This is a genomic window from Geomonas sp. (assembly GCF_056994735.1).
Genome location: NZ_JBXKJL010000128.1, coordinates 1 through 25,587, shown reverse-complemented (window position 1 = coordinate 25,587; position 25,587 = coordinate 1). Strand labels below are relative to the sequence as shown.

The following is a 25,587-nucleotide window of genomic DNA, read 5'->3' as shown; positions in this document are numbered from 1 at the left end:
CTGACGATCCCCCGCATGACCCCGTTCGGGTTTTCCACGGTTATCTCATAGCGTGCCGTCCCGTGCCGATAGCTTATGCTGAAGCCCTGCCAGGCGCGGGGGATGCACGGGTCCAGGCGCAGGGCTTCCCCTCGCACGGCAAGCCCCAGGATCCACTCCACCCCCGCGCGGTAGAGCCAGCCAGATGAGCCGGTATACCAGCTCCACCCCCCCCTCCCTACATGCGGCGGTTCCGAGTAGACGTCCGCCACCGCCACGTAAGGCTCCACCTTGAAACGGTGCACCCCGTTGCGGTTGGCGGCGTGGTTCACCGGATTGATCAAGGCAAAGAGTTCATGGGCCTTGTCACCGTTACCCTGCATGGCAAAGGCGATCGCGGACCATGCGGCGGCGTGGGTATACTGGCCGCCATTTTCGCGGATGCCGGGGAGGTACCCCTTGATGTAGCCCGGGTCGTGAGGGGTCTTGTCGAACGGGGGCGTGAATAAAAGGACAAGCTCATCCCCCGGCCGGACCAGGTATTCATCGACCGATTGCATGGCCCGCCTTGCCCGCTCCGGGTCGGCCGCCCCGGAGATGACCCCCCAGTTCTGGGCGATGGAGTCGATCCGGCATTCGGTGTTGGACGCCGAACCGAGCGGCGTGCCGTCGTCATAGTAGGCGCGCCGGTACCACGCGCCGTCCCACGCTTCTTTTTCCAGGGCCTCTTTTAAACGGGCCGCGTGCGCACGCCACCGCTTCGCCCGTTCCTGTTCGCCCCGCCCCGCTGCCACCGGGACGAACAGGGAAAGAGCGGCGTGGAGGAACCAGGCGAGCCAAACACTTTCGCCGCGCCCTTGGTGTCCGACGCGATTCATGCCGTCGTTCCAGTCCCCTGTTCCCATCAGCGGAAGGCCGTGCTCCCCCGTTTCCAGGCGCAGGTCGAGGGCGCGTGCGCAGTGCTCGTAGACGGTTGCCGACTCCTGCGAGACGCGAGGCTCGAAATAGGCGTCTTCGCGTTCAGGGGGGATCTCTTCCCCCTCCAGGAAGGATGCCTGTTCGTCGAGGACGCTCGCATCTGCGGTCACCTCGAGATAGTTGGAAACGGTGTAAGGAAGCCAGACGAGATCGTCGGAGAAATGGGTGCGGACCCCCCGTCCCGTCGGAGGGTGCCACCAGTGCTGCACGTCGCCCTCCCGGAACTGGCGCCCGGAAGCCCTGACGATGTGGGTGCGGACCAGGGCCGGGTCGGCCACGGCGAGGGCCATGCCGTCCTGGAGTTGGTCGCGGAAGCCGTAGGCCCCGCCGGCCTGGTAGAACGCCGACCGGGCCCAAAAGCGGCAGACAAGGGTCTGGTAGAGGAACCAGCGGTTCAGCATGAGGTCCGTGGCCCGGTCGGGGGTCCTGACCTGGACCTTGCCGAGTTTCTCCTCCCACTTTTCCAGCACCGCCGCCAGCTCTTGCCGGGGGTCGAGCGCGCGCCAGCGCCTGATCAACCCGCGAGCCTCCGCCTGGTCCCTGGCCTGCCCGAGGAGCAGAACCAGTTCCACACGTTCGCCCGGGGCGATGTCGACCCTGGTCTGGAGCGCGCTGCACGGGTCGAGACCGGCCCCCGTCCTGCCGCTTAGAGCCGTGTCTTTGACGAGCCCCGCCGGCTGCTCCAGGGAGCCGTTTCTTCCGACGAATTCGATCCGGTCGGCGGTCCATGAGCTCTGGCGCCCTGCGAGATCGACGAAGGCGATCCTGCCGCCGAATTCGGCATGCCATGGGTTTCTGGCGAACATGGCCCCGGTCTCGTCATCCATGGCGGTGACGATATAGGGGGCGGAAACCGTACGCGTGAAGCCCAGGACCCATTCGAGATAGGCGGTCACGGAAAGCCTGCGCTCCCCTGATGAACGGTTCTCCAGGGCCAGGAGGGATATCTTGACCGGGTCGGTCGGACTGACGAACTGCGTCAGTTCGCTCCAGACGCCGTGGGAGAGGTGTTCGAACCGGCTGTATCCCTGGCCGTGCCGCGCGATGTAGCTGGCGCTTTCGACCCGTATCGGCAGTGCGGTCGGGCTCCAGATAGCGCCGCTGTCGCGGTCGCGGAGGTAAAAGGCCTCGCCGGAGGGGTCGGATACCGGGTCGTTGGACCAGGGGGTGAGCTGGTTCTCGCGGCTGTTGAGGGACCAGGTATAGCCTGCACCCGACTCGGAGACCTGGAAACCGAAGCTTTCGTTGGCGACGACGTTGATCCACGGGGCCGGCGTCTGCTGCCCCCGGCCCAAAACGATCACGTATTCCCGCCCCTCTTGCGCAAAACCGCCGAGGCCGTTGAACAACTCCAGCGGTGGCGCTTCGAGAGCGGCCGATTCGGAGGGGTGCCTGGGGAACTGGCGGCGCGCCGGGTGGACCGTCCGCTCCTCCTGATGGCGCATGCGCATGACCTGTTCGGTGAGGCTACCGTCCCGGGCTGCGAGCACGATGCGGGGGGCCGTCTGCAGCAAGAGCCGTTCGTCGGGGCTCAGGAGGTCGGCGCGCAGGACGAAGATCCTGCCGCGGTTTTCCTGCAGGGCACGGCCTCCGGCAAGGCTTGTGCTCACCATGCCCTCCAGGGAGTGCTGCAACTCCTGGGTGTAGGAGGTCTCTTTTTCGTTCAGGATGACGAGGTCCACTGCCAGGAATTTCAGCCGCCAGTACTCATGGGCTCGCAGCAACTGACGGACGATCCCCCTGTCGTCGACGTCATCGATGCGCACGAGGACGATGGGATAATCCCCCGATATCCCGAATTTCCAGAGATCGGTAACGTTGAGGACGCTCAGTTTCAGGAACTCGTCGCGCGGGCGCATGGCGGGGTCCGAATAGAGGAGGCGGTTGGCCAGATGCTGGAAGAGGTGGGCCTCGCCCCGCTCGATCCCCAGGTAGTGGAGCTGGATCTGGGAATGGGTCCAGACGAGGGTCGTGGTCCGCTCGAAGGAGGCCGGGTCGTGGTACTTGTCGGCCAGGAGAAGGATCTCCTCGCTGGTCGCGGCGACCATGGTCGAGAAGGTGATGTGGCTCGTCGTTCCCGGTTCGACCCGCGCCCTGGCGCGGAGGCTGAAGATCGGGTCGAGGACGGGACCGACCGTGTTGGACAGGGGGCGCCCGTCCATGATGGAAAACGGCCTGCGGATCGTCTGGCCCCGCCCGAGGAAACGCATCCGGTCCGTCTCGTACTCTATGCCGCCGATGGTTCCCCCCTCCACGGCGACCACGTGGGCGGCCCAGACGTGGGGGTCCTCCGCGGAGCGCGGGCTGCGGTGGGCCAGAAGTCCGCTGACATCGTGATGGTATTCCGTCCGGACGAACAGGTTGGAGAAGGCCGGATGGGCTGTGTCGGCGCCCTGGGGAGCGAGCACGACCTCGGCGTAGGAGGTGACCTCGATCTCCCGGGGCAAGCTCCCTTTGTTGGTGATGGAAAGGCGGCGGAGCTCGGCGTCGTCCTCAGGCGACAGGATGATCTCCAGGGTGGTGGTCAGCGTTCCGTCGTGCCGGGTGATGCGCGCCCTGTCCTCGGCGAAGGTCACCTCGTACTGCTTCGGCTCCGAACCGGTCGGCTGGTAGGCTGCGGACCACACCCCCCCGCTTTCCGTGTCGCGCAGGAAGATATAGCTCCCCCAGGCGTCCCGGGTCACGTCCTCGCGCCAGCGCGTGACGGCGATGTCCCGCCAGCGGCTGTAGCCGGAGCCGGCGGCGGTGACCATGACGGCGTAGCGGCCGTTGGAGAGGAGGTGGGTCGAGGGGAGGCGGTGGTAGGGGGAGTTGAAGCGGCGCAGCACGGGCTGGACCGCCTCCCAGACCCTGGCGGTCTGGACCTGGTCGGCGAGCGGGCGGGCCACGCCGACGTCGCGGGGCATCCGTTCCTGGAGGAGGAGCTCGGCCGCATGGATGATCGGCTCGCGGTGGAAGCGGTGCCGCATGATGCCGCCGTGGATGACGTTGTCCAGAGCCACGAGCGACATCCCCTGGTGGTGCGCCATGTACGCCCTGATCACTGCTGCCCTCGCCCCTTCCGGGAGTCTCTCGCGGGTGAAATCGAGCGCTTCGTAGAAGCTGTAAGGTCCACGCCCCCCTGCCTCGTCGAGCAGCCTTAGGTTGTGCGCCGCGGCGGCGGGGGCATACATCGCCGCCAGCACCGTGGCGTAGGGGGCGATGACGAGGTCCTGGCCTAGGCCGCGCTTTAGCCCCAGGCCGGGGATGCCGAAGGCCGAATACTGGTAGGCAAAGGAGAGGTCGCGGATGTTGTAGGCGGATTCCGATATCCCCCACGGCACGCCGTTCTCTTTCCCGTAGCCGATCTGGCGCGCGACGGCAAACCGGCAGGTCCGGTCCAGCAGGCTGCCGCGCGGTGTGAACATGATCAGGGAAGGCATCAGGTACTCGAACATGGAGCCGGACCACGAGACCAGGGCGGCGCCCTTCCCCGCGGGGACCAGCGTCCGGTTTAGCCGGAACCAGTGGGAAGGGGGGGCTTCCCCCTTGGCGACGGCGATGAAGCTGGTAAGACGCGCTTCCGAGGCGAGGAGATCATAGAAGCTCGGGTCGAGGCGTCCGTCATCGGCACGGTAGCCGATCGAAAAGAGCCGGCACCCCGGGTCGAAGAGGAAGCTGAAATCCATCTCGTCGAAGAGACGCCGCGCCCTCCGGGCGATCCCGTCGAGCCGTTTCACGAGCATGCCGCAGCTCTCCCGCGACCCTTCGAAGGCCTTGACCAGGGCGTCGAGACGCGCGTTCAGCTCTTTGTCGCTGCTGGACGCCTGGAGCCTGAGGAGCTTCTCGACGGCGGCTTCGCAGAGCTCGGGCATGCGCGTCAACGCTATGCCGGGCGCGAGGAGGTCGCGGAAGGCGCTCCAGAGCACCTGTTCTTCGCCGGCGAGTTCCTTTTCGACCGGCATCCATTTTCCCACCAGCCGCCCCCAAGGGAGGAGAAGGTCGAGGTCGCGCCGGTGGCTTCTGACGTCGTCCCGAAGAAGCTCCGCCCAGGCGGCAGCCTCGCTCGTTTCACCCGCCGCGGTTTCTTCCGCTACGGACCGGACTGCCTGGACTACCCCCTCAGCCTTGGCCTCCAGCGAGTCCCAGAAGGAGGCGACTGCGGCGAAATCGGCCGGCGGCGCCTGGACGACGCGGGACTCCAGCTCGGTCATAATTTCGAGCAGGCGCGGCACGGCCCGTTCTTTTCCCAGCCCCTGCAGGGCAAGGCGAAGGAGACGCGCGGTATCGCAGCAGCCAGGTTGGGCGGCGGGGGATAAGATGGGGGCCCTCGTCATCTCCTTGCATGCCTGGGAGAGCGCGAGGAGGTGACCGGCAAGATTGCCGCTGTCGACCGATGAAATGTACTTCGGTTCGAGCGTTCGCAGTTCCCGGGTTTCATACCAGTTATAAAAATGTCCCCGGAAACGGGGGAGGCTCTCCAGCGTCTCCAGGCTGTCTTCCAGCCTGTCCGCCGCGGCGGAGAGGCCGATCCAGCCGAAATCACGGGCTGCGACGACCGAGAGGAGATACAGGCCGAAATTGGTCGGTGAGCTGCGATGGGCGATGACCGGATGCGGCTCTTCCTGGAAATTGTCGGGGGGGAGCCAGTGATCCGCGGCGGTCACGAAGGTGGTGAAGAATCGCCAGGTCCGCCGGGCGACCAGGCGCAGGAGCGTCACGTCTTCCGCCGGCAGGATCTCGACCGGTTTGGTCGCGGGGGGCATGCTGATCCTTAGCGCAACGAGGGGGGAGATGAACCAAAGGATGATGAAGGGGGAGGCCGAGGCAAGTGCTTCAGGGTCGAGGATCGCCGTCATGAGCAAAGAGGCGAAGGCAATGATTTCGGCGCCGAGCATGCGCCGGAAAAAGAAGCGGCAAGAGTGGCAAGATTTCTTTTTCGCCTGGGCGGCTGTGACCCATTCGAGGAGCCTTCGCCGGGTGATGAAGAGACGCACCAGGGTCCTCCCCACGGCATCCAGCATGAGCCAGGCCTGATGGGCCAGAAGCGTCAGGGAGGCGGCCGTATGTCCGAGGCCGTCAAGGAGGTCGCCTAAGACCGCACGCAGGTGCTTCCTCGTGGAAATGCCGCGGCGGCGCGGCAACAGTCCGGTGATGAGCGAGATAAGCGGCCCGCAGGCGAGATCCGCGAGGACGAAGAGCGCCCAGACCGAGCGCGGAGCCGCGGGGACGAGCCAGGAGGCAAGGAGCAGAAAGAGCAGTCCCGGCGCCGAGAGGGAACGCCGCAGGTTGTCGATCATCTTCCAGCGTCCGATGATGGGGATATCCTTGCCCCGTTTACCGAAAATCCAGGGGAGGAGCTGCCAGTCCCCCCTTGCCCAGCGGTGGTGGCGGGAGGCGGCTACCTCCGCATGGGAGGGGAACTCCTCGAAGAGCGTGATGTCGCTGGCCAGGCCGCAGCGGGCGAAAATCCCCTCGAACAGGTCATGGCTCAGTATGGTGTTTGCCGGTATGCGTCCCGCGAGGGCGACCTCCAAGGCGTCCACGTCATAGATTCCCTTGCCGGTAAACGACCCTTCGCCGAAGAGGTCCTGATAGATGTCCGAAACCGCGAAGGCGTAAGGGTCCACTCCGCACGGCCCGGTAAAGAGGCGGTGATAGAGGGAGCGGTCGCGACGGGTGGGAAAGGAGGGGACGATGCGCGGCTGGAGCACCCCGTACCCTTCCACCACGCGCCCCAGGCGCTCGTCGAAGCGGGGGAGGTTCAGGGGGTGGGCCATGGAGCCTACGAGCTCGCTCACCGTTTTGACCGGCAGCCTGGTGTCCGCGTCCAGGGCGATGACGTAGCGTACATCGGACGGGAGCACCGTGGGGGAGCCGTTGACGGGGATGAAGCTGGTATCTGCGGCCCCCCGCAGCAGAAGGTTAAATTCGTGGAGCTTGCCGCGTTTGCGCTCCCATCCCATCCATTTCCCCTCACGCTCGTTCCAGATGCGTCTGCGGTGCAAGAGGAAAAACCGCGTTCCTCCGTCCGGTGCGGGTCCGTGCCGCGCATTGAGCTGCTCGATCCGCAGGGCCGCGAAGCCGAGAAGCTCGTTGTCGCCGGGGAGTATTTCGGCGTCCGCGTCGGGCCAGTCGGTCAGGAGGGCGAAGCGGACGTCGCCGTCCGGATTCGCCAGGTAGTGCACCTCGAGGAGTCCGATCTGCTCTTTGGTTTCGGCTTCGTTGACGAGAAGGGTTGGCACGGCCACGAAGGTGCGCAAGGTGGATGGGATTCCGCCGGCAAGTTCGAGCCGGGGAAGGTGGCGCGGTCCGATCTGCGCGGTCAGGAACCGGTTTACCAGCATGACCGCCATGTCGGAAGCGGGAAGAAGCGCCAGTACGCCGAACAGGCCAAGCCACGCCGGCGAAAGCTCAGCCCGGACGGTTTCCAGCATGGGAAAGGCCGCCAGGAGAAGGGTCGCGAGCACTACGCTGCCGAAATAGGCAGGTGTTGCCCGGGCCATGTACCAGCGCAGGACTCTGCGGCCTGGCGACGGGCGAAAGCCGATCTCCGCCTCGAAGGCCGTCCGTCCCTTGGAGATCAGGTAATAACCGGGATCCATGAGACGCCAGTCGGCCGCCTCCTCGCTCTGGCCGGCATTCATGCGAGCCTTTTCAGACTTGGCGATGACAAGCCGGGCAACTTCGAGTTCCTGGCGCCGCGCGCCCTTTGCCAGATCTTCGAGCCCGTGCCGGTAACGATCTCGGGTGACAAAATCCATCTCTGCGAAGAGGGAATCGGCGCGTAAGACTTCGTCCACCAGGCTGACCTCTTCGAAGAAGACATTCCAGGAATAGGCGGAGATAAGCCGCATGCCCGTGATGATGTTACGTACCGTCACGTTGTCAGCCGACTGGAGGCTGTGTTCCTGAAGGACGACTTCGTCTGGGGTCGTTCCCTGTGCCGCCAGCCTTTCCATGAGCCACTGCACGGCGAGGGCGGCCTCGTCTCCCTGGTTGCGCAGCCGCTGCACCAGTTGCACGGCGAAGGCCATGGGGAGCGGACTCTCCTCCATACCCCGCATGGCATTCCTGGCGGCCTGGAGCGAACGTCCGCTGATGCCGAGCAGGTCGTCGGCGATCCAGTCCGCTTCGCGTCGCGCTCTTTGCGAACCTACGATACGTACCGCGATGCGGCGCAGGTTCTCGATGAGCACGATACGCAGGGTGATGGGAACGGCCCACAACTCGCCGATGCTAAGGGGCTGGACGCGCTGGTAGGCCTGGACGAAGCGGATCAGCAACTCCGGGTCGAATCGGCTGTCCGTATGGGCGACAAAGGACCAGGCGAGTTCGTAGACGCGGGGGTACTTCTGGAGCGGCCCTCCGGCGAGCTTTGGGAGTTCCCGGTAGTACCTTGAAGGGAGGTGGTCATGTATGTCCCGCAGCTGATTGTCAACTATGTGAAAGTTGTCGAGGAGCCATTCGGCGGGCGGGGTGATGGCGCGCTCTTCGCGGACCGTTTCGGCGACGGCGTGGTACGAGGCCAGGAGGACGCGGCCGTTTTCCTGAACGCGAGCCGTGAGCCTGCGACCCCGGCGAGGGTCCTCGGTGACCTTCTGTTTGGCCGCGAGGCCTTCTCCGTGCTCCTCCAGGCGCTCTGCGCTGAATACCTCGTAGCGGATCGGGTCTTCGAAGACGACGAAAGGGTCGCTGAAGATCCGCGGAAGTTGAAGAACGTTGGAGATTCGATCTATCAGTTTCATCATGTCTCCTTGCGTCAGAGAAATGCGGCGAGGATAATCCCTGTTTCTTTCGGGATCACGGATGCCTACTTGTCTTGATGCGGTGCCAGGGAGCCATTGCCCCCCTCCCTCGTCCTTCCTTCAGCAAATAGATAAAAGCTTATCAGAAGTTGCAAATTTATCCGTATGAGTCAACGCGCAGGATCCTTTAAGCCGTGGGCCGTCCCCCTTATGATCACGGAACTATCTCCCAAAAAAAGGCTGTGCCCTTCCCCCCCCTTGACAAAGGGGGGAAGGGGGATTTGGTTTGTTTGAGCTGGCAAAATCCCCCTCGATCCCCTTTGCAAAGGGGGAATGTCCTATGGTGTTGCAGTACCTTTGTTTTGGACATAGCTCCGTATTTATTACAACCACTTACCTGATAAAATCTCTGCCATTGGTTTGACAGTATTTATTGGCCAACTTACAATTATCTTTAAGTGCAGCCATCAACGGTAGGGGGCGGCATGCTGAGAGAATTCGTAGTTTATTTGGCAACTCAGATATGTTGGAGGAACTATGAAAAAAGTGTTTACACTGTTGTTGACGGTTGTTTCTCTGTGCCCGCTTTTCACAGATTATGGATATGTTTGTAAAAGGTCAGCCCAGATACAATGCTGACCTGAAGCCGAGATCGAACTTATTGGAGTCATGGAGGGGAAAGATTCAGACTGTCCGGGATATTTACCGGGGGCGGAGAAGGGAGAGGGACCCGGGAACCGGCTCGAGTTCGAGGTTGCGGTAGAGTGACCATTTCCACGAGCCACGGATGGCTACGTCATCGGCTTCCCGGCCGTAGGGGCCTGGAAGCTTTGTTTCATCGACGATCGGTGGAGGGCCAAAAGGAGGAAATCATGAAGTACGCAACTCTCATGCTGGGCATTATATTCTTAACCGATGTCGGAATATGTTTGGGTGTTGATCAATCAATTTGCAGTACAGGTGAAATACACTATCACCCGAACGGTCAATTAAAATCATGCACACTAAAAGATGATTTTGCTATCAATGACGTAAAATGCAAACAGTATGCGCCCATCAGCCTGTACAAAAATGGAAAGCTTGAAGCCTGCGTGACAAGCGATTATTTCAATTATGGCCGTATCACTTGCAACCAGTATGGACAAGTCAGCTTCTACCCATCGGGCAAATTGAATACCTGCGATCTTTCCAAGACCATACAGATCGATGGCAAAACCTGCGCGCAGTTCGAATCGATTTCTCTCTTGGAAAATGGAAAGCTGAAGTCCTGCAGCACGCCACACTAATTTGGGAATAGAAGACGGCTCTCATCGTTACCTGATGCACAGGGATGCAGGGAAGAGTTTTATAGAGAAATGAAGCTCAGTAGTGCAGGCTGATTGTCATTTTCAGCTCCCGACCGTTGTATGGAAAGCTGGCGGCAGAAAACGATGGCGCACCGATCACGCCTTTTGCGTTGTTTGAAAAACCATAGCCTTCCTTGGGGATGCCGAGCCTGTTCGTATCGAGCTTGCCGTTCATATTCTCATCATGGACTACTGCCAGCGCATACCTTCCCGGGGGGATGTCTTCAAAGTCGCAGCGCGCTTGTGACTTCCGAATTTTTATTACCATAATATTCGTCGCTGAGTGCAGATACTCGGTGGGAAAGCCGACTGGTGATTCGAAAAGCGCACAAGCTACGGTTCCATTGCTGTTTCTTATGTTAAGAATTTTCACATGAATCCTAGTGCATTTGGATTGGGCCAATGCAAGGTCGGGAATACCCACCAACATCAGCATTGCCACCCATGCGACATATAGCAATCCCATAGCGATCCGTAACTGAGAATTATCGGCTGAGGAAAGTTTCATTTCACGACTCGAAGCCGATATAGGATATTCCCTTTTCGTCCGAAATTTCGCCCGATTCAAAGACTCTGTCCGGAAAGGTGGCCACCGATATAATCTGCTGCCAGGGGATGACAAAGTTGATTTTGTAACTCTTTGACGGACCGCCGTCTTTAGGGAAAACTGTCCACTTAGGGTTTTCAACCCACAATCCGTAACTGTCGAAATCTACAACTTTGGCATAAAAAAGCTTCGTATTTACTTCTGATTGAATAAGGCTACCGCTACTGGAGGCGAATTCTTCCCTGATATTAAGTAAAACGGTTTTACCGATATGTTTCTCGATCACCATTTTCCCCTCCGGTAAATTTTAGGGTCAAGGTCGGTCATTCTTACGCTCTCCATCCGTCTTTGCTTCAATTGATTAAATTTATCACAAAAAAGATTCCACGCTCACAGCCACGGCCGGCAAATCACGGGCCAGCATGACGAACACGGCAGTTGACAACGATCGGTCCTATTCCTCCCATTAACTCTCCTGTTGGCTTCCCCAGAGGTCGAATTCCGGTACCCCCTCTCACCACTTCTTCAAGATCTTGGCCACACAGCAAGTAGATCGAAGTAAGAAGAGTTATAATTTTGCAAACCGTTTCCCCCCATGGCTTTCAATACGAAGCCATTGTGGACCTCGGCAAGTTCGAAGTGTCAGCAGGATCAACTTGCTTGAACGTTTCGCCTGTTAATGACTGTAAGCCCTGGAGAGAATCCATCATGCCTACACCTGCCGGTAAAAAGGATTCGACGTTCTGGCAACTCCCCGTCTCGGCGCTCTTGGAACAGTTCGCCGCAAGTACAGAGGGTCTGAGCAGCGAGGAGGCGGCCCTCCGGCTGGCCCGGTTCGGCCCAAACCTTATCCACGGGGAACACAAAAAGGCGCCGATCCTGCAATTTCTCGCCAAATTCAAGAACCCCCTGGTCATCATCCTCCTTACCGCCAGCGCCCTTTCCGCCTTTACCGGCGACGCCGCGAGCTTCTTCATCATCGGCACCATCGTCCTCATCAGCGTGTCTTTGGACTTCGTCCAGGAATACCGGGCCGGGCAGGCAGCGGATCGTCTGCGCCAGTCGGTGGCTGTGCGCGGACAGGTGCTGCGCGACGGAAAGCTCCTGGAGATTCCGCTCGCGGAGATGGTGCCGGGAGACGTGGCGCTCCTCGCCGCGGGCGATCTGGTCCCCTGTGACGGCCGGGTTCTGGAGGCAAAGGACTTTTTCGTCAACCAGGCCCTTTTGACCGGTGAAGCTTTTCCGGTGGAAAAATCTCCGGTTGAACTCCCCGAGGAGACCGAAGTTCTCGATGCAGGCAACACCGTGCTCCTGGGGACATCGGTCGTGAGCGGCACGGCCAAGGTGCTGATGTGCCGCACCGGCGAGAAGACGGAACTGGGCGAGATTGCGGACACCCTTCTGGCCAAGGCCCCGCCCACCGCCTTCGAGGAGGGGACCCACCGTTTCGGGCTGCTCATCATGCGCATGACGGTGCTCCTCGTCCTGTTCGTCCTGTTGGTAAACGCCTACTTTCACCGGCCCTGGCTCGAATCGTTCCTCTTTGCCGTGGCCCTGGCGGTGGGGCTCACACCCGAACTCCTTCCCATGGTGGTCTCCGTGACCCTGTCGCGGGGCGCACTGCGCATGGCTGCCAGCAAGGTGATCGTGAAAAGGCTCGCCTCGATTCACAACCTCGGTAGCATGGATGTCTTCTGCACCGACAAGACCGGCACCCTGACCGAGGCCCGCATCCATCTGGAACGCCACCTGAACCCCCTGGGGAAGGAAAGTCAGCGGGTCCTGGAGCTGGCCTATTACAACAGCTTTTTCGAGACCGGTTTGAAGAGCACCCTGGATGACGCCATCCTGGAGCACAGGGAGATCGATGCGAACGGCTGGAAGAAGATAGATGAGGTGCCTTTCGACTTCGAGCGCCGTCGGATTTCGGTGCTCCTTGACAACGGCACGGGGAGGCTCCTCGTGGTCAAAGGTGCCCCCGAGGAGATCCTGCGGCTGTCGGTGCGCTTTGAGGCGGATGGGGAAGCGGAGTCGCGTCCTCTCGACGAAGCGGCGCGTGAAAGCATCAATGCGCAATTCGAGGCCTTGAGTCGGGAGGGCTTCCGGGTGCTGGGAATCGCCTCGCGACAGGTGGGGATGGACCATCCTCATGCCGTGGTAGGCGATGAATCGGAACTGGTCTTTGCGGGCTACGCGGCCTTCCTCGATCCGCCCAAGGTAAGCGCCAAGGCGGCCCTGGCGGGACTGGCCGCCGACCGGGTCGAGGTCAAGATCATCACCGGCGACAACGAACTCGTTACCCAGCATATCTTCGCGGAACTCGGCCTTCCCGTGACCGGGGTGCTGACCGGCGCAGAGATCCAGCAGTTGGACGATTCGGCACTCGCGGCGCGGGCAGAGCAGGTGAACCTCTTCTGCCGCGTGGCGCCCGCCCAGAAGAACCGGGTCATCCTCGCCCTCAAGCGGCGCGGCCATGTGGTGGGCTATCTCGGCGACGGTATCAATGACGCCCCGTCGCTCCATTCGGCCGACGTGGGCATTTCGGTCGACGGCGCGGTCGACGTGGCGAAAGCCGCGGCGGACATGATCCTGTTGGAGCAGGACCTGGGGGGGCTCCATGCCGGCGTCCTGGAAGGAAGGCGCACCTTCGGCAACATCATGAAATACATCATGATGGGCACCAGCTCCAATTTCGGCAACATGTTCTCCATGGCCGGGGCCTCGCTCTTCCTCCCCTTCCTCCCCATGCTGCCGGTGCAGATCCTGCTCAACAACCTCCTCTATGACGTATCCGAACTTCCTATCCCGCTGGACCGGGTGGACGACGATTACCTGAGCCGTCCCAGGCACTGGGACATGAACTTCATCCGCAACTTCATGCTGGTTATCGGTCCGGTCAGCTCGGTTTTCGACTTTCTCACCTTCTACGTCATGCTGGCGGTCTTCCATGCCGGAGAGGCGCTCTTCCACACCGGCTGGTTCATCGAGTCCATGGCCACCCAGGTGCTGGTCATCTTCATCATCCGCACCCGCAAAACCCCCTTCAAGAGCCGCCCCAACCCGTGGCTGATCGCCTGTTCGCTGACGGTCGTGGTGGTGGCCGCGCTGCTGCCGTTTACCCCTGCCGGCAGGCATCTCGGTTTCGTGGCGCCGCCGGCTTTCTTTTTCCTGATCCTGACCGCCATGTTGCTGGCTTACCTCCTGGCTGTGGAAGGGATGAAGAGGTGGTTCTTCCGCCGCTTTGCCGCTGAGTGACTCTTTACTTCCCCTTGATGCAGGAGAAAATCCAGCCATGAGCCGTCTCTTCAGTTTCTTACTGCAGGTAGTGCGCGGTTTCAGACGCAACCAGGGGTTCATGTTATCCGGCGCTGTTGCCTATTATACGCTGCTGTCCATCGTGCCCATGTCCATACTCGCCCTCATCGTGCTGACTAATTTTATAGAGGAACGGCAGTTGATTCACACCTTGTCGAGGTACCTGGAAATGCTGATCCCCGGCTATGCGGCAACTTTGACCGAGCAGGTGCGGGCATTCCTTGAACATCGTAAAGCCGTAGGTATCATCGGCTTTCTCGCCATGCTTTTTTTCAGCTCCACAGCCTTTTCCATTCTTGAAAGCGCCATGTCGGTGATCTTTTCCCCGCTGGGCAGCCGCCGCCCCCGCAACTTCCTCATGTCCGCGATTATCCCTTATGCGTACATCTTCGTGATGGGGCTGGGCATCGTGCTGGTGTCGTTCATTGTGGGTGCCATCGAGACACTTGAAAGCAGGCATTTGACATTTCTCCGCTGGAGTTTGAACCTGGGAGGCGCTACCGGGGAGGCACTTTATATCCTGGGGATAGTGGGCGAGGTGCTGATACTCATCTCCTTCTACCTGGTGATGCCCGTGGCGCGGGTCAGGTTTAGTCACGCGTTCATAGGCGGGATAACCGCAGCTGTTTTGTGGGAGATCACCCGCCGGGCGCTGATCTGGTATTACGCTGCCGTATCCATGGTGAATGTCATTTACGGCTCCATCGCCATTACAGTCGTTGCCCTACTCAGCATTGAGGTTGTTGCGGTAATCCTGCTGTTGGGAGCCCAGGTCATTGCGGAACTTGAGCGCAAACCCTGAACCTCTTTCCCCCCTTTCTTCAGATGAGCAAAATCTTTCAACGGATTCCGTTCTCTTATCAAGCGCGGAACTCCATGCATTCGTCTTACACTGCACTGTCTCAGCAAATGATGCTCATTGTGGCGCGCCTCCTTTTTCATTCTCTCAAAATCCCGGCAATGGCAGTCACCCGATCCCTGTTATGGAAAAGGAGAAAGCGGCTGATAGAATAGACAAATTGATGTGACATCCTGCCTTGGCATAAAAATCGAGCAGGCTTTGCCGCAGCATCAGAGATGCGGCCATGATGATTAAAGGCTGCGCAACCCATGAGGAGGATGCATGGACGGAAAAACTTCTCCAGAGCTCGCACCGACCGGCATCGAGGGCCTTGACGACATCCTGCGGGGTGGTTTCACGGCCGGGAAGATGCACCTCCTTTCCGGCAGCCCCGGCACCGGCAAGACGACCTTCGCGCTGCAATTCATCGCCGAAGGCATCAGGAGAGGGGAACGCTGCCTCTATATCGCGGTGGGGAGCTCCGAAAAGGATTTCGTCGCCCTGGCGGCAACCGGCGGGATAACCCTCGACCCCGACCTTTTCAGCGTCCACACGGTGGAAATCAGCCGGGAGATTCTCGAGGGGCCGGAGCGGAGGATTTTCCACCCGTCGGAAACGGAACCTGCGGACGCGATGAAGGCTTTGCTGGCTGAGGTCACGCGGCTGAACCCGAAGCGTCTGGTGATCGATTCGCTGTCGGACCTGCGGCTTCTCGCCGAGGGCGATACAGGCTACCGCCGCCTGATTCTCGCCTTGCGGAAGGAGTTCGCGGCCGAAGAGTGCACGGTTATCCTCATCAACAATGTCAGCGCCAGCCAAAGTGAAGTCGATCTGCACCTGGAGACCATGTGCCACGGGGTCATTCACCTCGAACAGGTGGTACTGGGATTCGGTCCGATAAGGAGGAGGCTCTTGGTCGTGAAAATCAGGGGGAGGGCCTACCGCAGCGGCTGGCACGACTTCAGGATCGTCACCGAAGGGATCCGCGTCTTCCCCACCCTGATAGCCGGGGAGCACAGAGAGAAAAGGCCCAAGGAGCTGGTTGCCAGCGGCAACGCACAGCTGGACCTCCTTTTGGGCGGCGGACTCGAGAAGGGAAGCACCATGGCCATCATTGGGGCCTCCGGGACGGGGAAAACGACGGTGGCCAACCAGTACGTGGTGGCTGCTGCAAAAAACGGCGAAACTGTGGCGGTGTACCTCTTCGACGAGACGGAGGAGGCATACCGTGAACGCGCCGCGGGCCTCGGGATGGCTGTTGACGGCATTATCGACAGGGGGCTGCTGACGCTTCACCAAATCGACGCGGCCGAATTCTCCGTCGGGGAGTTTACCGCGAGGCTTCGCCAGGAAGTAGAGGAGAGAGGTACCCGGACCATCGTCATCGACACACTGAGCGGCTACGCCAACGCCATGCCAGACGAGAGGTATCTGGCCATCCATCTTCACGAGCTTTTGACCTTCCTGTCGCACAAAGGGGTTACCACGCTCCTCACCGTGGAGCAGCACGGCGTCTTCGGTGTACAGGCGCTGGAACTTAAAAACGCCAGTTACCTTGCCGACACCATTCTCCTGCTCCGTTACTTCGAGCACCGCGGCAATATCAGGCGCGCACTCTCGGTCGTCAAGAAAAGGAGAGGACCCCACGAAGCGTCGATACGTGAACTGACCTTTTGCAAGGATGGCATCGTCATCGGCGAGCCCCTGGTCGAAATGCAAGGTGTGCTGATGGGGGTTCCGGTCCTTGATGTCTGACGCAGAGGGGACATACGGCAACGACCTGCGTGTGCTCGCGCTCCTGGCGGAGAGCCGGGATGCCGCCTCGATTCCCCTCGTCCTGGAGAAGATCGGTGTGGCCTCGATGATCTGTGGCACACCGGAAGAGATCTGCGCGGAAATCGATAAGGGGGCGGGAGCACTTCTCCTCGACGAGGAATCCCTTTCCCTTCGCACAAAGGAATTTCTGGTAGGGAGCCTGGACGGTCAGCCTCCCTGGTCGGAGCTGCCGATCATCGTCCTGCTGCGCTGCGGCCCGGAGACCCGGGCCGGCCGTGCCGCGCTGCTCCTCCCGGGAGACGTGACCCTGGTCGAAAGACCGGTTCGGGTGAACACGCTGGTGGCAATCGTCCGTTCCGCTCTGCGCAGCCGTCGTCGCCAATACCTGGTGCGGGACTATCTGCGGGCACTCGATCAATCGGAAGCGCGCTATCGCACCCTGTTCGATTCCATCGATGAAGGTTTCTGCGTTATCGAGATGATCTTCGATGAAGACGACAGGCCGGTCGACTACCGCTTTCTGGAGACCAACCCGTCCTTCGAGAAACAGACCGGGCTGGTCGATGCCGAGGGGAAGACGATGCGCGAGTTTGCGCCGAATTTCGAAGAGCATTGGTTCGAGGGCTATGGGCAGGTGGCTTTGACCGGCCAGCCGGTCCGTTTTCAGAATCGAGCCGAAGAACTGCAACGATGGTTTGACGTGTACGCCTTCCGTCTGGGAGAACCTGGGAGCAGGCAGGTTGCCGTCCTTATCAACGACATAACAGAGCGCAAGCGGGCGGAATCGGAACTGCACGAGGCAAAGGATGAACTCGAGGTGCGCGTCCAGGAAAGAACGGAGGAGTTGACCCGGGCACTACAGAACCTTCGGACCGAAACGGAGGAACGCCTCCTCGGGGTTGAGGAGCTTCGCTTGAAGGATCAACTTCTTATGCAGCAGAGCCGGCTGGCGGCCATGGGAGAAATGATCGGATTTATCGCCCATTAGTGGCGGCAACCGCTGAACTCCCTGGGGCTCATAGCGCAGGAATTAGCCTTCCGGTATAAACAGGGGATTTTCGACCAGCAGTATCTGGACACCGCAACGGCCGAAACGATGCGGGTAATCAGGCACATGTCGCAGACCCTGGACGACTTCAGGAACTTCTTTAAAGCCGAAAAGCTGAAGGTCCCCTTCAAGGTAATCGAGGTGATCACCAACACCATCAAGCTCGTTGAGGCAAGCTTCCGCGAGTACAACGTGGAGATCGCTATCTCGGTAGAGGATGACGTGGTCGTAGAGGGTTATGCCAACGAATACTCGCAGGTTCTCCTCAACATCCTGATGAACGCAAGAGACATTTGCCTGGAGCGGAATGTGGAAAAGCCGCGGATAGCCATCCGTGTCTTTTCCGAAGGGGGCAGGGCCGTGACGACCATCGCCGACAATGCCGGCGGTGTTCCCGAGGAAATTATGGACAGGATCTTCGATCCCTACTTTACCACCAAAGGACCGGAGCGTGGAACCGGTGTCGGATTGTACATGGCTAAAACCATCATAGAAAAAAACATGGAAGGTCATCTTACCGTGCGCAACACCCCTGAAGGAGCCGAGTTCAGGATCGAGGTCTGATCCCCTGGTGGCCATGCATCGAGAATTCGGCGCCGCGAGACCCAGCGCTAGCCAAGCCCTTTTCCTTACCTGATTAGCCCCCGCCAGCTTCCAAAACCGTCATTCCCGAAGCGATTCTGATCGGGAATCCAGCTCCTAAACGACGTGAAATCTGGATCCCCGATAAGGGCATTCGGGGATGACAAACTCATAGCGGAAGATTAGCGCCAATAAGTTTTCCTTGTCCAATACCCACATCAGAACTCCGTGCATTTTCCCTAGTATTGCTCCGATTCGAAGAAGATCTGTAGAGGGGAGGGGGGCAGCTCTCCGCTGGCAGAAGAGGCCGCGGTGGACGGGGCGCAGCTTCCCGGGTTGCCAATGAACTGCCGTTACCGCAGATTAAAGTGTTGACCGACTCACTCCTTTGTCTTATAGCTCTATGGAACGATACTATCTAAATTAACGCATGAGCTTGCCGTTTTGCAGCACAGCTGAACTTAGGTTCGCATGCAGTTAGTGAAGGGAAGAACCAGGTGAAACAGACGATTGCATCATTGTCCCCGGCAGAAGAGGAGATCCCCGAAGAGTACCGCATCAATGCCCCGATCCTGCAGGATTACTATCTGATCAACGGGGAGTTGCGCCAATGGGACGGCCCGTTGCAGGAGGTTCTGTCGCCGGTCCAGGTGCGGACGGGGGGAGGATCGGCCCGGAAGCGGGTAGGGGAGGCACCCCTGCTTTCGGTAGCGGCAGCCCTGGAGATCCTGGACGTCGCGGTGCAGGCCTACAGCAACGGACGGGGCACCTGGCCCACGATGTCGGTCGGGGAACGGATACAGAGCGTGCAGCGCTTCAGCTCTGCCGTGCAGGAGCAGCGCGGGGAGATCGTCAAGCTCCTCATGTGGGAGATCGGCAAATCGCTCGCGGAGGCGGAAGGGGAGTTCGACCGGGCGATCGCCTACATCCGCGATACCCTCGAGGCGTTGAAGGAACTGGACCGGGTCTCGTCGCGCTTCGTCATCCAGCAGGGAATCATCGGGCAGATCCGCCGCGCTCCGCTCGGCGTCGTGCTCTGCATGGGCCCCTACAATTTTCCGCTCTACGAGACCTTCACCACTCTCATTCCGGCGCTGGTCATGGGAAACACCATAGTCCTGAAGCCCCCCCGTTTCGGCATTCTGCTCTTTGCTCCGCTTTTGAAGGCCTTCCGCGATTCCTTCCCCCCGGGCGTGGTCAATACGGTCTACGGCGACGGCGAGGAGGTGCTTTCACCGCTGCTCGCCTCGGGACGCGTGGACGTGCTCGGCTTCATCGGGACCCACAAGGTGGCCGACGCGCTCCGCGCGACCCACCCCCGTCCCCACCGGTTGCGCTGCGTGCTCGGGCTGGATGCCAAGAACCCGGCCATCATTCTCCCCGACGCCGATCTCGATCTGGCGGTGAACGAATGTCTGCAGGGAGCCCTCAGCTTCAACGGCCAGCGCTGCACCGCGCTTAAGATCATCTTCGTGCACCGGAAGCTCGTCGCTCCCTTCCTGGAACGGATGGCTGCCGGAATCGGGGCGCTGAGATGCGGGGTGCCCTGGCAGGAGGGTGTAACGATAACAGCGCTCCCCGAGCCGGAAAAGCCTGACTACCTGGAGGGGCTCTTGCGGGACGCCGAGGCGCACGGAGCCAGCATCGTGAACGATGGCGGCGGCACTCGCAGTGGTTCCTTCTTTTACCCGGCGCTCCTCTACCCGGTGACCCCCGGCATGCGGATTTACGGCGAGGAGCAGTTCGGGCCGGTCATCCCGGTGGTCCCCTATGATGACCTGCGGGAGCCGATCGATTACGTGGTCGCCTCCAATTACGGGCAGCAGGCGAGCATCTTCGGGCGAGACGGCGATTCCCTCGCGCAGCTGGTGGATGCCCTGGTGAACCAGGTCTGCCGCATCAATATCAACAGCAAGTGCCAGCGGAGCCCCGACGGGTTCCCGTTCAACGGCCGGAAGAATTCCGCCGAGGGGACCCAGTCCGTGGCCGACGCCCTGCGCATCTTCTCCATCCGGATCGTGGTCGCCGCACGTGAAACCGAGGCCAACCGGGAGATCATCTCCGGTATCGTCAGGGAAAGAAAGTCCCACTTTCTCTCCACCGACTACATGCTGTGACCGAAGCTCAGGAAAGTGCGCCCTGACAAGTGGCGCAGGCGGGTGGTAGCAACTCTGTCAGCCGGCGTCGGCGCTAGAGAACCGGCAGCACGCCTGTCAGGCAATGTGACAAAATAATCAGTAGATTGAGCGACACTGGCCGTCGAGACCGGAGGTGCCCGATTGCAGAAATGCAAAGGCATCGTCCGGTCTTTTTATTTCACGATGACAGTCTGACTTTTTCGAAATCTGAATCTTGATAACTAAAAGGCTTGAGATAGTATTGTTCTAATTAAAACTTGGAGGTTTGCGATGAAAAAAATCGTCTGTCTTCTCGGAGTGATGGTGCTGGTAAACCTGACTGGGTGCGCGACGCATGACTATGTCCATACCCAGGTTGGTCCGTTGGCTGAGCGCCTTGGTAAACTCGAGGCTCAGGTCTCCCAAATTGGTGGCATGGCAGATGCCAACAGGGCTGCCATTGCACAGGTTAACAACAAGGCCCAGCAGGCTCTGGACGCTGCTAACAAGGCCGCAGGCGATGCCGAGAATGCCAAAGCGGCGGCCCTGAGCGCTGAAAATGCCGCGAAAGAGGCCGAGCAAATGGCGAAAAAATCCGAAAAGATCTTCAGGCTCGAGCAGAAAAAATAGTCGGAAACCACACGGATAGGGGGCTTGCCCCCTATCCGGAGCAGCTCTGGGCGAACACTGAGTTCATACCGTGCACCGATCATACCTTCTACGAGTGACGACGCTTCTCTGTCTTACCTGGTGCGCGGGCCTATCCCAACAGTGCGCGACCGGGGCTGAAATCCTCTTCCGTCAAGGTGTGGGCGGAACGGACGGTTCCCATACCATCATTGCTGACGATTCGCTCGTTGAACTGGCAGTGCGCTACGATGTTGGCTCCACCGAGATCGAAGCTGCCAATCCTGGTGTTGATCCATTTATCCCCCAGGAGGGGAGCACGGTCACGATCCCGGGACGATGGATTCTTCCAGACGTTCCGCGACACACAGGGATCGTCATCAACCTGTCAGAGATGCGCCTCTACCACTTTCTTTCCAGTAATAGCGATCTTGTCGAAACCTTCCCCATAGGCATCGGCGACGAGGGATGGGATACGCCCACCGGTACCTACCGCATCATCGAAAAGACGGTAAATCCGGTGTGGAACGTGCCCGCCTCCATACGTGCTCAGAATCCGGAGCTTCCTGCAACCGTGCCTCCGGGACCAGATAACCCCCTCGGTACCCACGCCCTGCGCCTGTCCATTGGTACAGTTCTCATTCACGGTACAAACCGCCCCTACGGCATCGGCATGAAGGTCAGCCATGGCTGCATTCATCTGTATCCCGAGGACATTACCGAACTGTTCCGGAATGTGAAAATCGGGACCGTCGTAACCATAGTTCGGCAGCAGGTAAAGGCGACGTCTGCGGACGGACGGGTGCTGGTGGAAATCCATGAAGACGGCAAAGGTGACGTCTACCAGGAGGCACTGGAGCTGCTGAAAAGGAAGGGGCTCACGTCGAAGGTGAACCTGGTAAAGCTGATTGCCGCGGCGCTGGCCTGTTCGGGTATGCCAACAGATGTGACAAGGGATTAGGAAGTTACGGCTTGATGATTATCGGCGTGCCGTCGGGGACCAGTCGCCAGATTTCGTCCATCTGGGCGTTGTTCACGGCGATGCATCCCTTGGTCCAGTTTTTTCTGTAATGGATGTCGGCAAGATCCTCATATCCTTTGGGAAGACCGTGAATCATGATGTTCCCGCCAGGGGCATGACCGTTATTTTTTGCCGCGTCGAGATCCTGGCTGTTGGGGTACGAAAAGTGGAGCGATTTGTAATACCTGCTGTCCTTTTCATGACGGTCGATGATGTAGGTCCCTTCCGGAGTCCGGCAGTCGCCCGCCTTTTGTTTGGGCCCGAGCGGATTTCTGCCCAGTGCGACCCGATAGGAGCGGACCACTTCGTTTCCCGCAAGTAGTTGCATAAGGTTCCGGCTTTTATAGACGACTACGAGTTGAACAGGTGGGTCAGCGGCAGTGGCATGACGCAGAGGCACCTCAACCATGCCCAGGACAAATGCCATGATGAGGAAAGAAAAGATGCGAGACAAAGTGGAAATCGTAGACATGTGGCACCGTTTAGGAAAAGCTCCGGGATAAAATCCACCAGATAATGATATCCCTTAACACACGATGTCTAAAGGCAAATTTAATAGGAACTGAAGAGAAGGCCCGCAAGCATACCGTATGTGATACTTAGACCAGCTACTAATCTCTAGTCTTGGGGAGTGTGATGGGAATCTACAGTGAGTTGATGGGCGGTGTTGGTACTGCAGTTGATGCCGTTGGGGTTCTTGTGATAGTTGTCGGAGCGATAATTGCCATTGGCCGATTCATCATTAACCAGCATGGGTGGGCGGGGCAACCATACAGACTTTTCCGGCAAGACTTAGGACGGGCTATCCTATTGGGTCTTGAGTTCCTCATCGCGGGCGACATTATTCGGACAGTCGTTGTAGCGCCCACATTGGAAAATGTCCTTATACTTGGCTTGATTGTCTTGATTCGTACGTTCCTCAGTATGGCTATGCAGTTGGAAATAGAAGGGCGCTGGCCTTGGCAGCGTGCTGAGGAATCTTGCCTCCCTCAAACTCCCGGCAACAACAATATAGAGATTTGACTGCCGGAGAAGATAGCCAATATTGCACCTGCCGTGGACGGTTGCCGGGCAGAATCGGGCGTTCGGTTCAGGACGCAAATAAAGAGAGCTACGGTTTCCCGTAACCCTCTATTTTTTATGGTGCCCAAGGCCGAAGACGGTTCATGTATAATAATGCCAGTCGCTTGGCCTATTGGCACCTGGTAACGTTTTTGTATCCGTGAGGAAGCCATGAAATTATCCGAACTTGTGGATATAGAGAAACTTAGGGAACTCTGCGAAAGCTACACCAAGATTAACGGGGCGGTAACCGCCATCTTGGATCTTGACGGAGAAATTCTGATAGCTACCGGATGGAAGGATCTCTGTACCAGGTTTCACCGAGTCAATGAATCAACGGCCCGCCGCTGCAGGGAAAGCGACACCATACTTGCCGCCAGATTGGAAAATGGCCACTCATATAACATTTACAGGTGCAAAAACGGTTTGGTCGATGTCGCCGTCCCCATCATGATTCGCGGTGAACATGTGGCCAATTTCTTTACCGGCCAATTTTTTACCGAGGCGCCGGACAGGGATTTTTTCCTCGGCCAGGCCGAAGAATTCGGCTTTGATAAGGATTCTTATCTTGATGCGCTCAACGAGGTCCCCATTTTTTCGGATGACACCATCGAGTCGATGATGAAATTCTTCACCCTTCTGGTAGGAATGATCGGGGAAATGGGGCTTGCACGGAAGGAGCTCGAAGAAGTCAACCTGGAACTGCGCGGTGTGATTGCTGAACGCGAGCAGGTCGAAATGTCATTACGTGAGAGCGAAGAGAGGCACAGGAAGCTGGCGCTCGAACTTAAAACCATACTTAACGCCTCGCCTGTCGGAATATCTTTTATTAATAATAGAAAGGTAGTCTGGGCGAATGATGCTCATGACCTGATTTTAGGCTATCAAGTCGGAACAACTCATCTTTTGGATACGATGGAATTCTATCCTGACAGGGACTCTTATGAGCGCATAGGAGAAAAAGCATATTCAGTCTTTTGCAAGGGTGGCACCTACTCTCAAGATGCGCTGATGAAAAAGAAGGATGGATCACTTTTTTGGTGCTCTATTGCTGGTCATTCAATTAGTCCTGAAAATATGCAGGATGGGACTATCTGGATCATTCAGGACATCAGCGAAAGAAAGAGGGCTGAAGAACAGATGGAAAATCTCACCCGGCGTCTTCAGTTGGCCACCTCGTCGGCACATCTTGGAGTATGGGACTGGAATGTCAAAGAAAAGACTATCGTTTGGGACGACCGGATGATCGAACTTTACGGGGGGGCAAACAGCTTTGATGCATGGATGAATGTGGTGCACCCGGAGGACAAGGAAACAGTGCTTGCTGAATGCCAGGCAGCACTGAACGGAGAAAAGGAGTTCGACACACACTTCCGCGTCATACATCCGGACGGCACCGTGAAGCATATCAAGGCAAACGGACTGGTAATCTTTGGAGCAGACGGTACCGCTGAGCGCATGATAGGTATCAGTGGTGATGTTACTGACTTGGTGCGGAGTGAGGAAGAGAAGGCCAAACTTGAAAGTCAGCTCCAGCAAGCCCAAAAGATGGAATCAGTTGGACGTCTGGCCGGTGGTGTAGCTCACGATTTCAACAACATGCTGAGCGTCATTCTTGGTCATGCGGAACTGGGGATCACGCGTTTGGACCCAACCCACCCCGTGTGTGTCGACCTCATTCAAATCCGCAAGGCGGCAGAACGCTCGGCCGACCTCACGCGACAGCTTCTCGCTTTCGCCCGCAAGCAAGCTGTCGTTCCCAAAGTCATAGATCTGAATGAGACCGTGGCTGGGATGCTCTCGTTGCTGCAACGGCTCATCACCGAAGATATCCATCTCGCTTGGCAACCGGCGTCGGATCTCTGGCTGGTCAAGATAGATCCGTCCCAGGTTGACCAGATAATGGCGAACTTGTGCGTCAATGCCCGGGACGCCATGGAAAGCACCGGTCGGATTACCATCGAAACGGAGAACTGCACCTTGGATGCGGACTACTGCGCAGTGCGCCTGGATGCTGTGCCCGGCGATTATGTCCGGCTGAGCGTTAGCGATGATGGCTGCGGCATGGACAAGGAAACCCTTTCGCACATATTTGAGCCGTTTTTCACAACCAAGGAATTAGGCAAAGGAACCGGCCTTGGATTGTCCACGGTTTACGGTGCCGTCAAACAGAACAGCGGCTTCATAAGTACGTACAGTGAACCTGGACACGGCACTAACTTCTCTATCTATTTGCCCCGCTATGAAGGCGACAACATTGAAGCGCCTGCGGAAGGTGCTACGTTATCGGTTCCGCATGGCCAGGAGACAATTCTGCTGGTGGAAGATGAAGTCGCCATCCTGGAAATCACCACCGCGATGCTTGAAAAACAGGGCTACCGCGTTCTGGCGGCAAGCACTCCCGGCGAGGCGATCCAGTTGGCCACAGAGAACATGGGAGAGATTCACATGCTCATGACCGACGTGATCATGCCCGAGATGAACGGACGGGATCTCGGTAAAAAGCTACTGTCAATCTATCCTCACATGAAAATGTTGTTTATGTCGGGGTATACGGCCGATGTAATCGCCCATCGCGGGGTGCTGGATGAAAGGGTGCACTTCATTCAAAAACCGTTCAC

General features: G+C 58.8%; 15 protein-coding genes. 11 read left to right on the top strand and 4 right to left on the bottom strand.

Annotated elements, in window-relative coordinates; translation table 11 throughout:
• Positions 1-8,684, bottom strand: an 8,684-nt coding sequence (locus AC11W3_RS06150; RefSeq protein WP_484092659.1) for a glycoside hydrolase family 94 protein, incomplete at its 3' end; no start/stop codon positions are given.
• Between the two features lie 872 nt (positions 8,685-9,556).
• On the opposite strand from AC11W3_RS06150, the gene AC11W3_RS06145 reads away from it, so the two are divergent.
• Complete coding sequence (locus AC11W3_RS06145) at positions 9,557-9,970, top strand: hypothetical protein (protein WP_484091812.1); 414 nt, start codon at positions 9,557-9,559, stop codon at positions 9,968-9,970.
• A gap of 76 nt (positions 9,971-10,046) precedes the next feature.
• Here AC11W3_RS06145 and AC11W3_RS06140 read toward each other — a convergent pair whose 3' ends face one another.
• Both AC11W3_RS06140 and AC11W3_RS06135 read right to left on the bottom strand, forming a co-directional pair.
• A complete protein-coding gene (locus tag AC11W3_RS06140) occupies positions 10,047-10,538 on the bottom strand; it encodes a DUF2141 domain-containing protein (RefSeq protein ID WP_484091811.1) in 492 nt (163 codons plus the stop codon).
• Position 10,539: 1 nt separating this feature from the next.
• The gene (locus AC11W3_RS06135; RefSeq protein WP_484091810.1) at positions 10,540-10,866 is read right to left on the bottom strand and encodes a hypothetical protein; all 327 of its coding nucleotides are present in this window, start codon (positions 10,864-10,866) and stop codon (positions 10,540-10,542) included.
• A gap of 419 nt (positions 10,867-11,285) precedes the next feature.
• Between AC11W3_RS06135 and mgtA the strand changes: the two genes are divergently transcribed.
• From mgtA to AC11W3_RS06095, 8 genes are all read left to right on the top strand, one after another.
• Positions 11,286-13,832: a magnesium-translocating P-type ATPase gene (gene mgtA, locus AC11W3_RS06130; protein ID WP_484091809.1), complete on the top strand. Its 2,547-nt coding sequence runs from the start codon at positions 11,286-11,288 to the stop codon at positions 13,830-13,832.
• Between the two features lie 37 nt (positions 13,833-13,869).
• Positions 13,870-14,694 (top strand): YihY/virulence factor BrkB family protein, encoded by an 825-nt coding sequence (locus AC11W3_RS06125; protein WP_484091808.1) that lies wholly within the window; start codon positions 13,870-13,872, stop codon positions 14,692-14,694.
• Between the two features lie 321 nt (positions 14,695-15,015).
• Positions 15,016-16,488, top strand: a complete 1,473-nt coding sequence (locus AC11W3_RS06120) for an ATPase domain-containing protein (protein WP_484091807.1) — start codon at positions 15,016-15,018, stop codon at positions 16,486-16,488.
• Positions 16,481-17,497 (top strand): PAS domain S-box protein, encoded by a 1,017-nt coding sequence (locus tag AC11W3_RS06115; protein WP_484091806.1) that lies wholly within the window; start codon positions 16,481-16,483, stop codon positions 17,495-17,497. Before AC11W3_RS06120 ends, AC11W3_RS06115 begins: the two co-directional genes overlap by 8 nt.
• A 108-nt stretch (positions 17,498-17,605) precedes the next feature.
• Positions 17,606-18,121, top strand: a complete 516-nt coding sequence (locus AC11W3_RS06110; RefSeq protein ID WP_484092658.1) for a sensor histidine kinase — start codon at positions 17,606-17,608, stop codon at positions 18,119-18,121.
• A 515-nt stretch (positions 18,122-18,636) separates the two neighbouring features.
• Positions 18,637-20,256: an NADP-dependent glyceraldehyde-3-phosphate dehydrogenase gene (locus tag AC11W3_RS06105; RefSeq protein WP_484091804.1), complete on the top strand. Its 1,620-nt coding sequence runs from the start codon at positions 18,637-18,639 to the stop codon at positions 20,254-20,256.
• Between the two features lie 291 nt (positions 20,257-20,547).
• Entirely contained in the window at positions 20,548-20,886 is a 339-nt protein-coding gene (locus AC11W3_RS06100) for a hypothetical protein (protein ID WP_484091803.1), read from the top strand.
• Positions 20,887-21,064: 178 nt separating this feature from the next.
• Positions 21,065-21,844, top strand: coding sequence for a L,D-transpeptidase family protein (locus tag AC11W3_RS06095; RefSeq protein ID WP_484092657.1), 780 nt, complete (start codon positions 21,065-21,067; stop codon positions 21,842-21,844).
• A 4-nt stretch (positions 21,845-21,848) separates the two neighbouring features.
• Here the strand turns inward: AC11W3_RS06095 and AC11W3_RS06090 are convergent, their stop codons facing one another.
• Entirely contained in the window at positions 21,849-22,313 is a 465-nt protein-coding gene (locus AC11W3_RS06090) for a L,D-transpeptidase family protein (RefSeq protein WP_484091824.1), read from the bottom strand.
• A gap of 227 nt (positions 22,314-22,540) precedes the next feature.
• On the opposite strand from AC11W3_RS06090, the gene AC11W3_RS06085 reads away from it, so the two are divergent.
• Together AC11W3_RS06085 and AC11W3_RS06080 are read left to right on the top strand one after the other, a co-directional pair.
• Positions 22,541-22,927 (top strand): DUF1622 domain-containing protein, encoded by a 387-nt coding sequence (locus AC11W3_RS06085; RefSeq protein ID WP_484091801.1) that lies wholly within the window; start codon positions 22,541-22,543, stop codon positions 22,925-22,927.
• Positions 22,928-23,137: 210 nt separating this feature from the next.
• The coding region (locus AC11W3_RS06080) for a PocR ligand-binding domain-containing protein (protein ID WP_484092656.1) at positions 23,138-25,587 on the top strand (2,450 nt) is incomplete at its 3' end.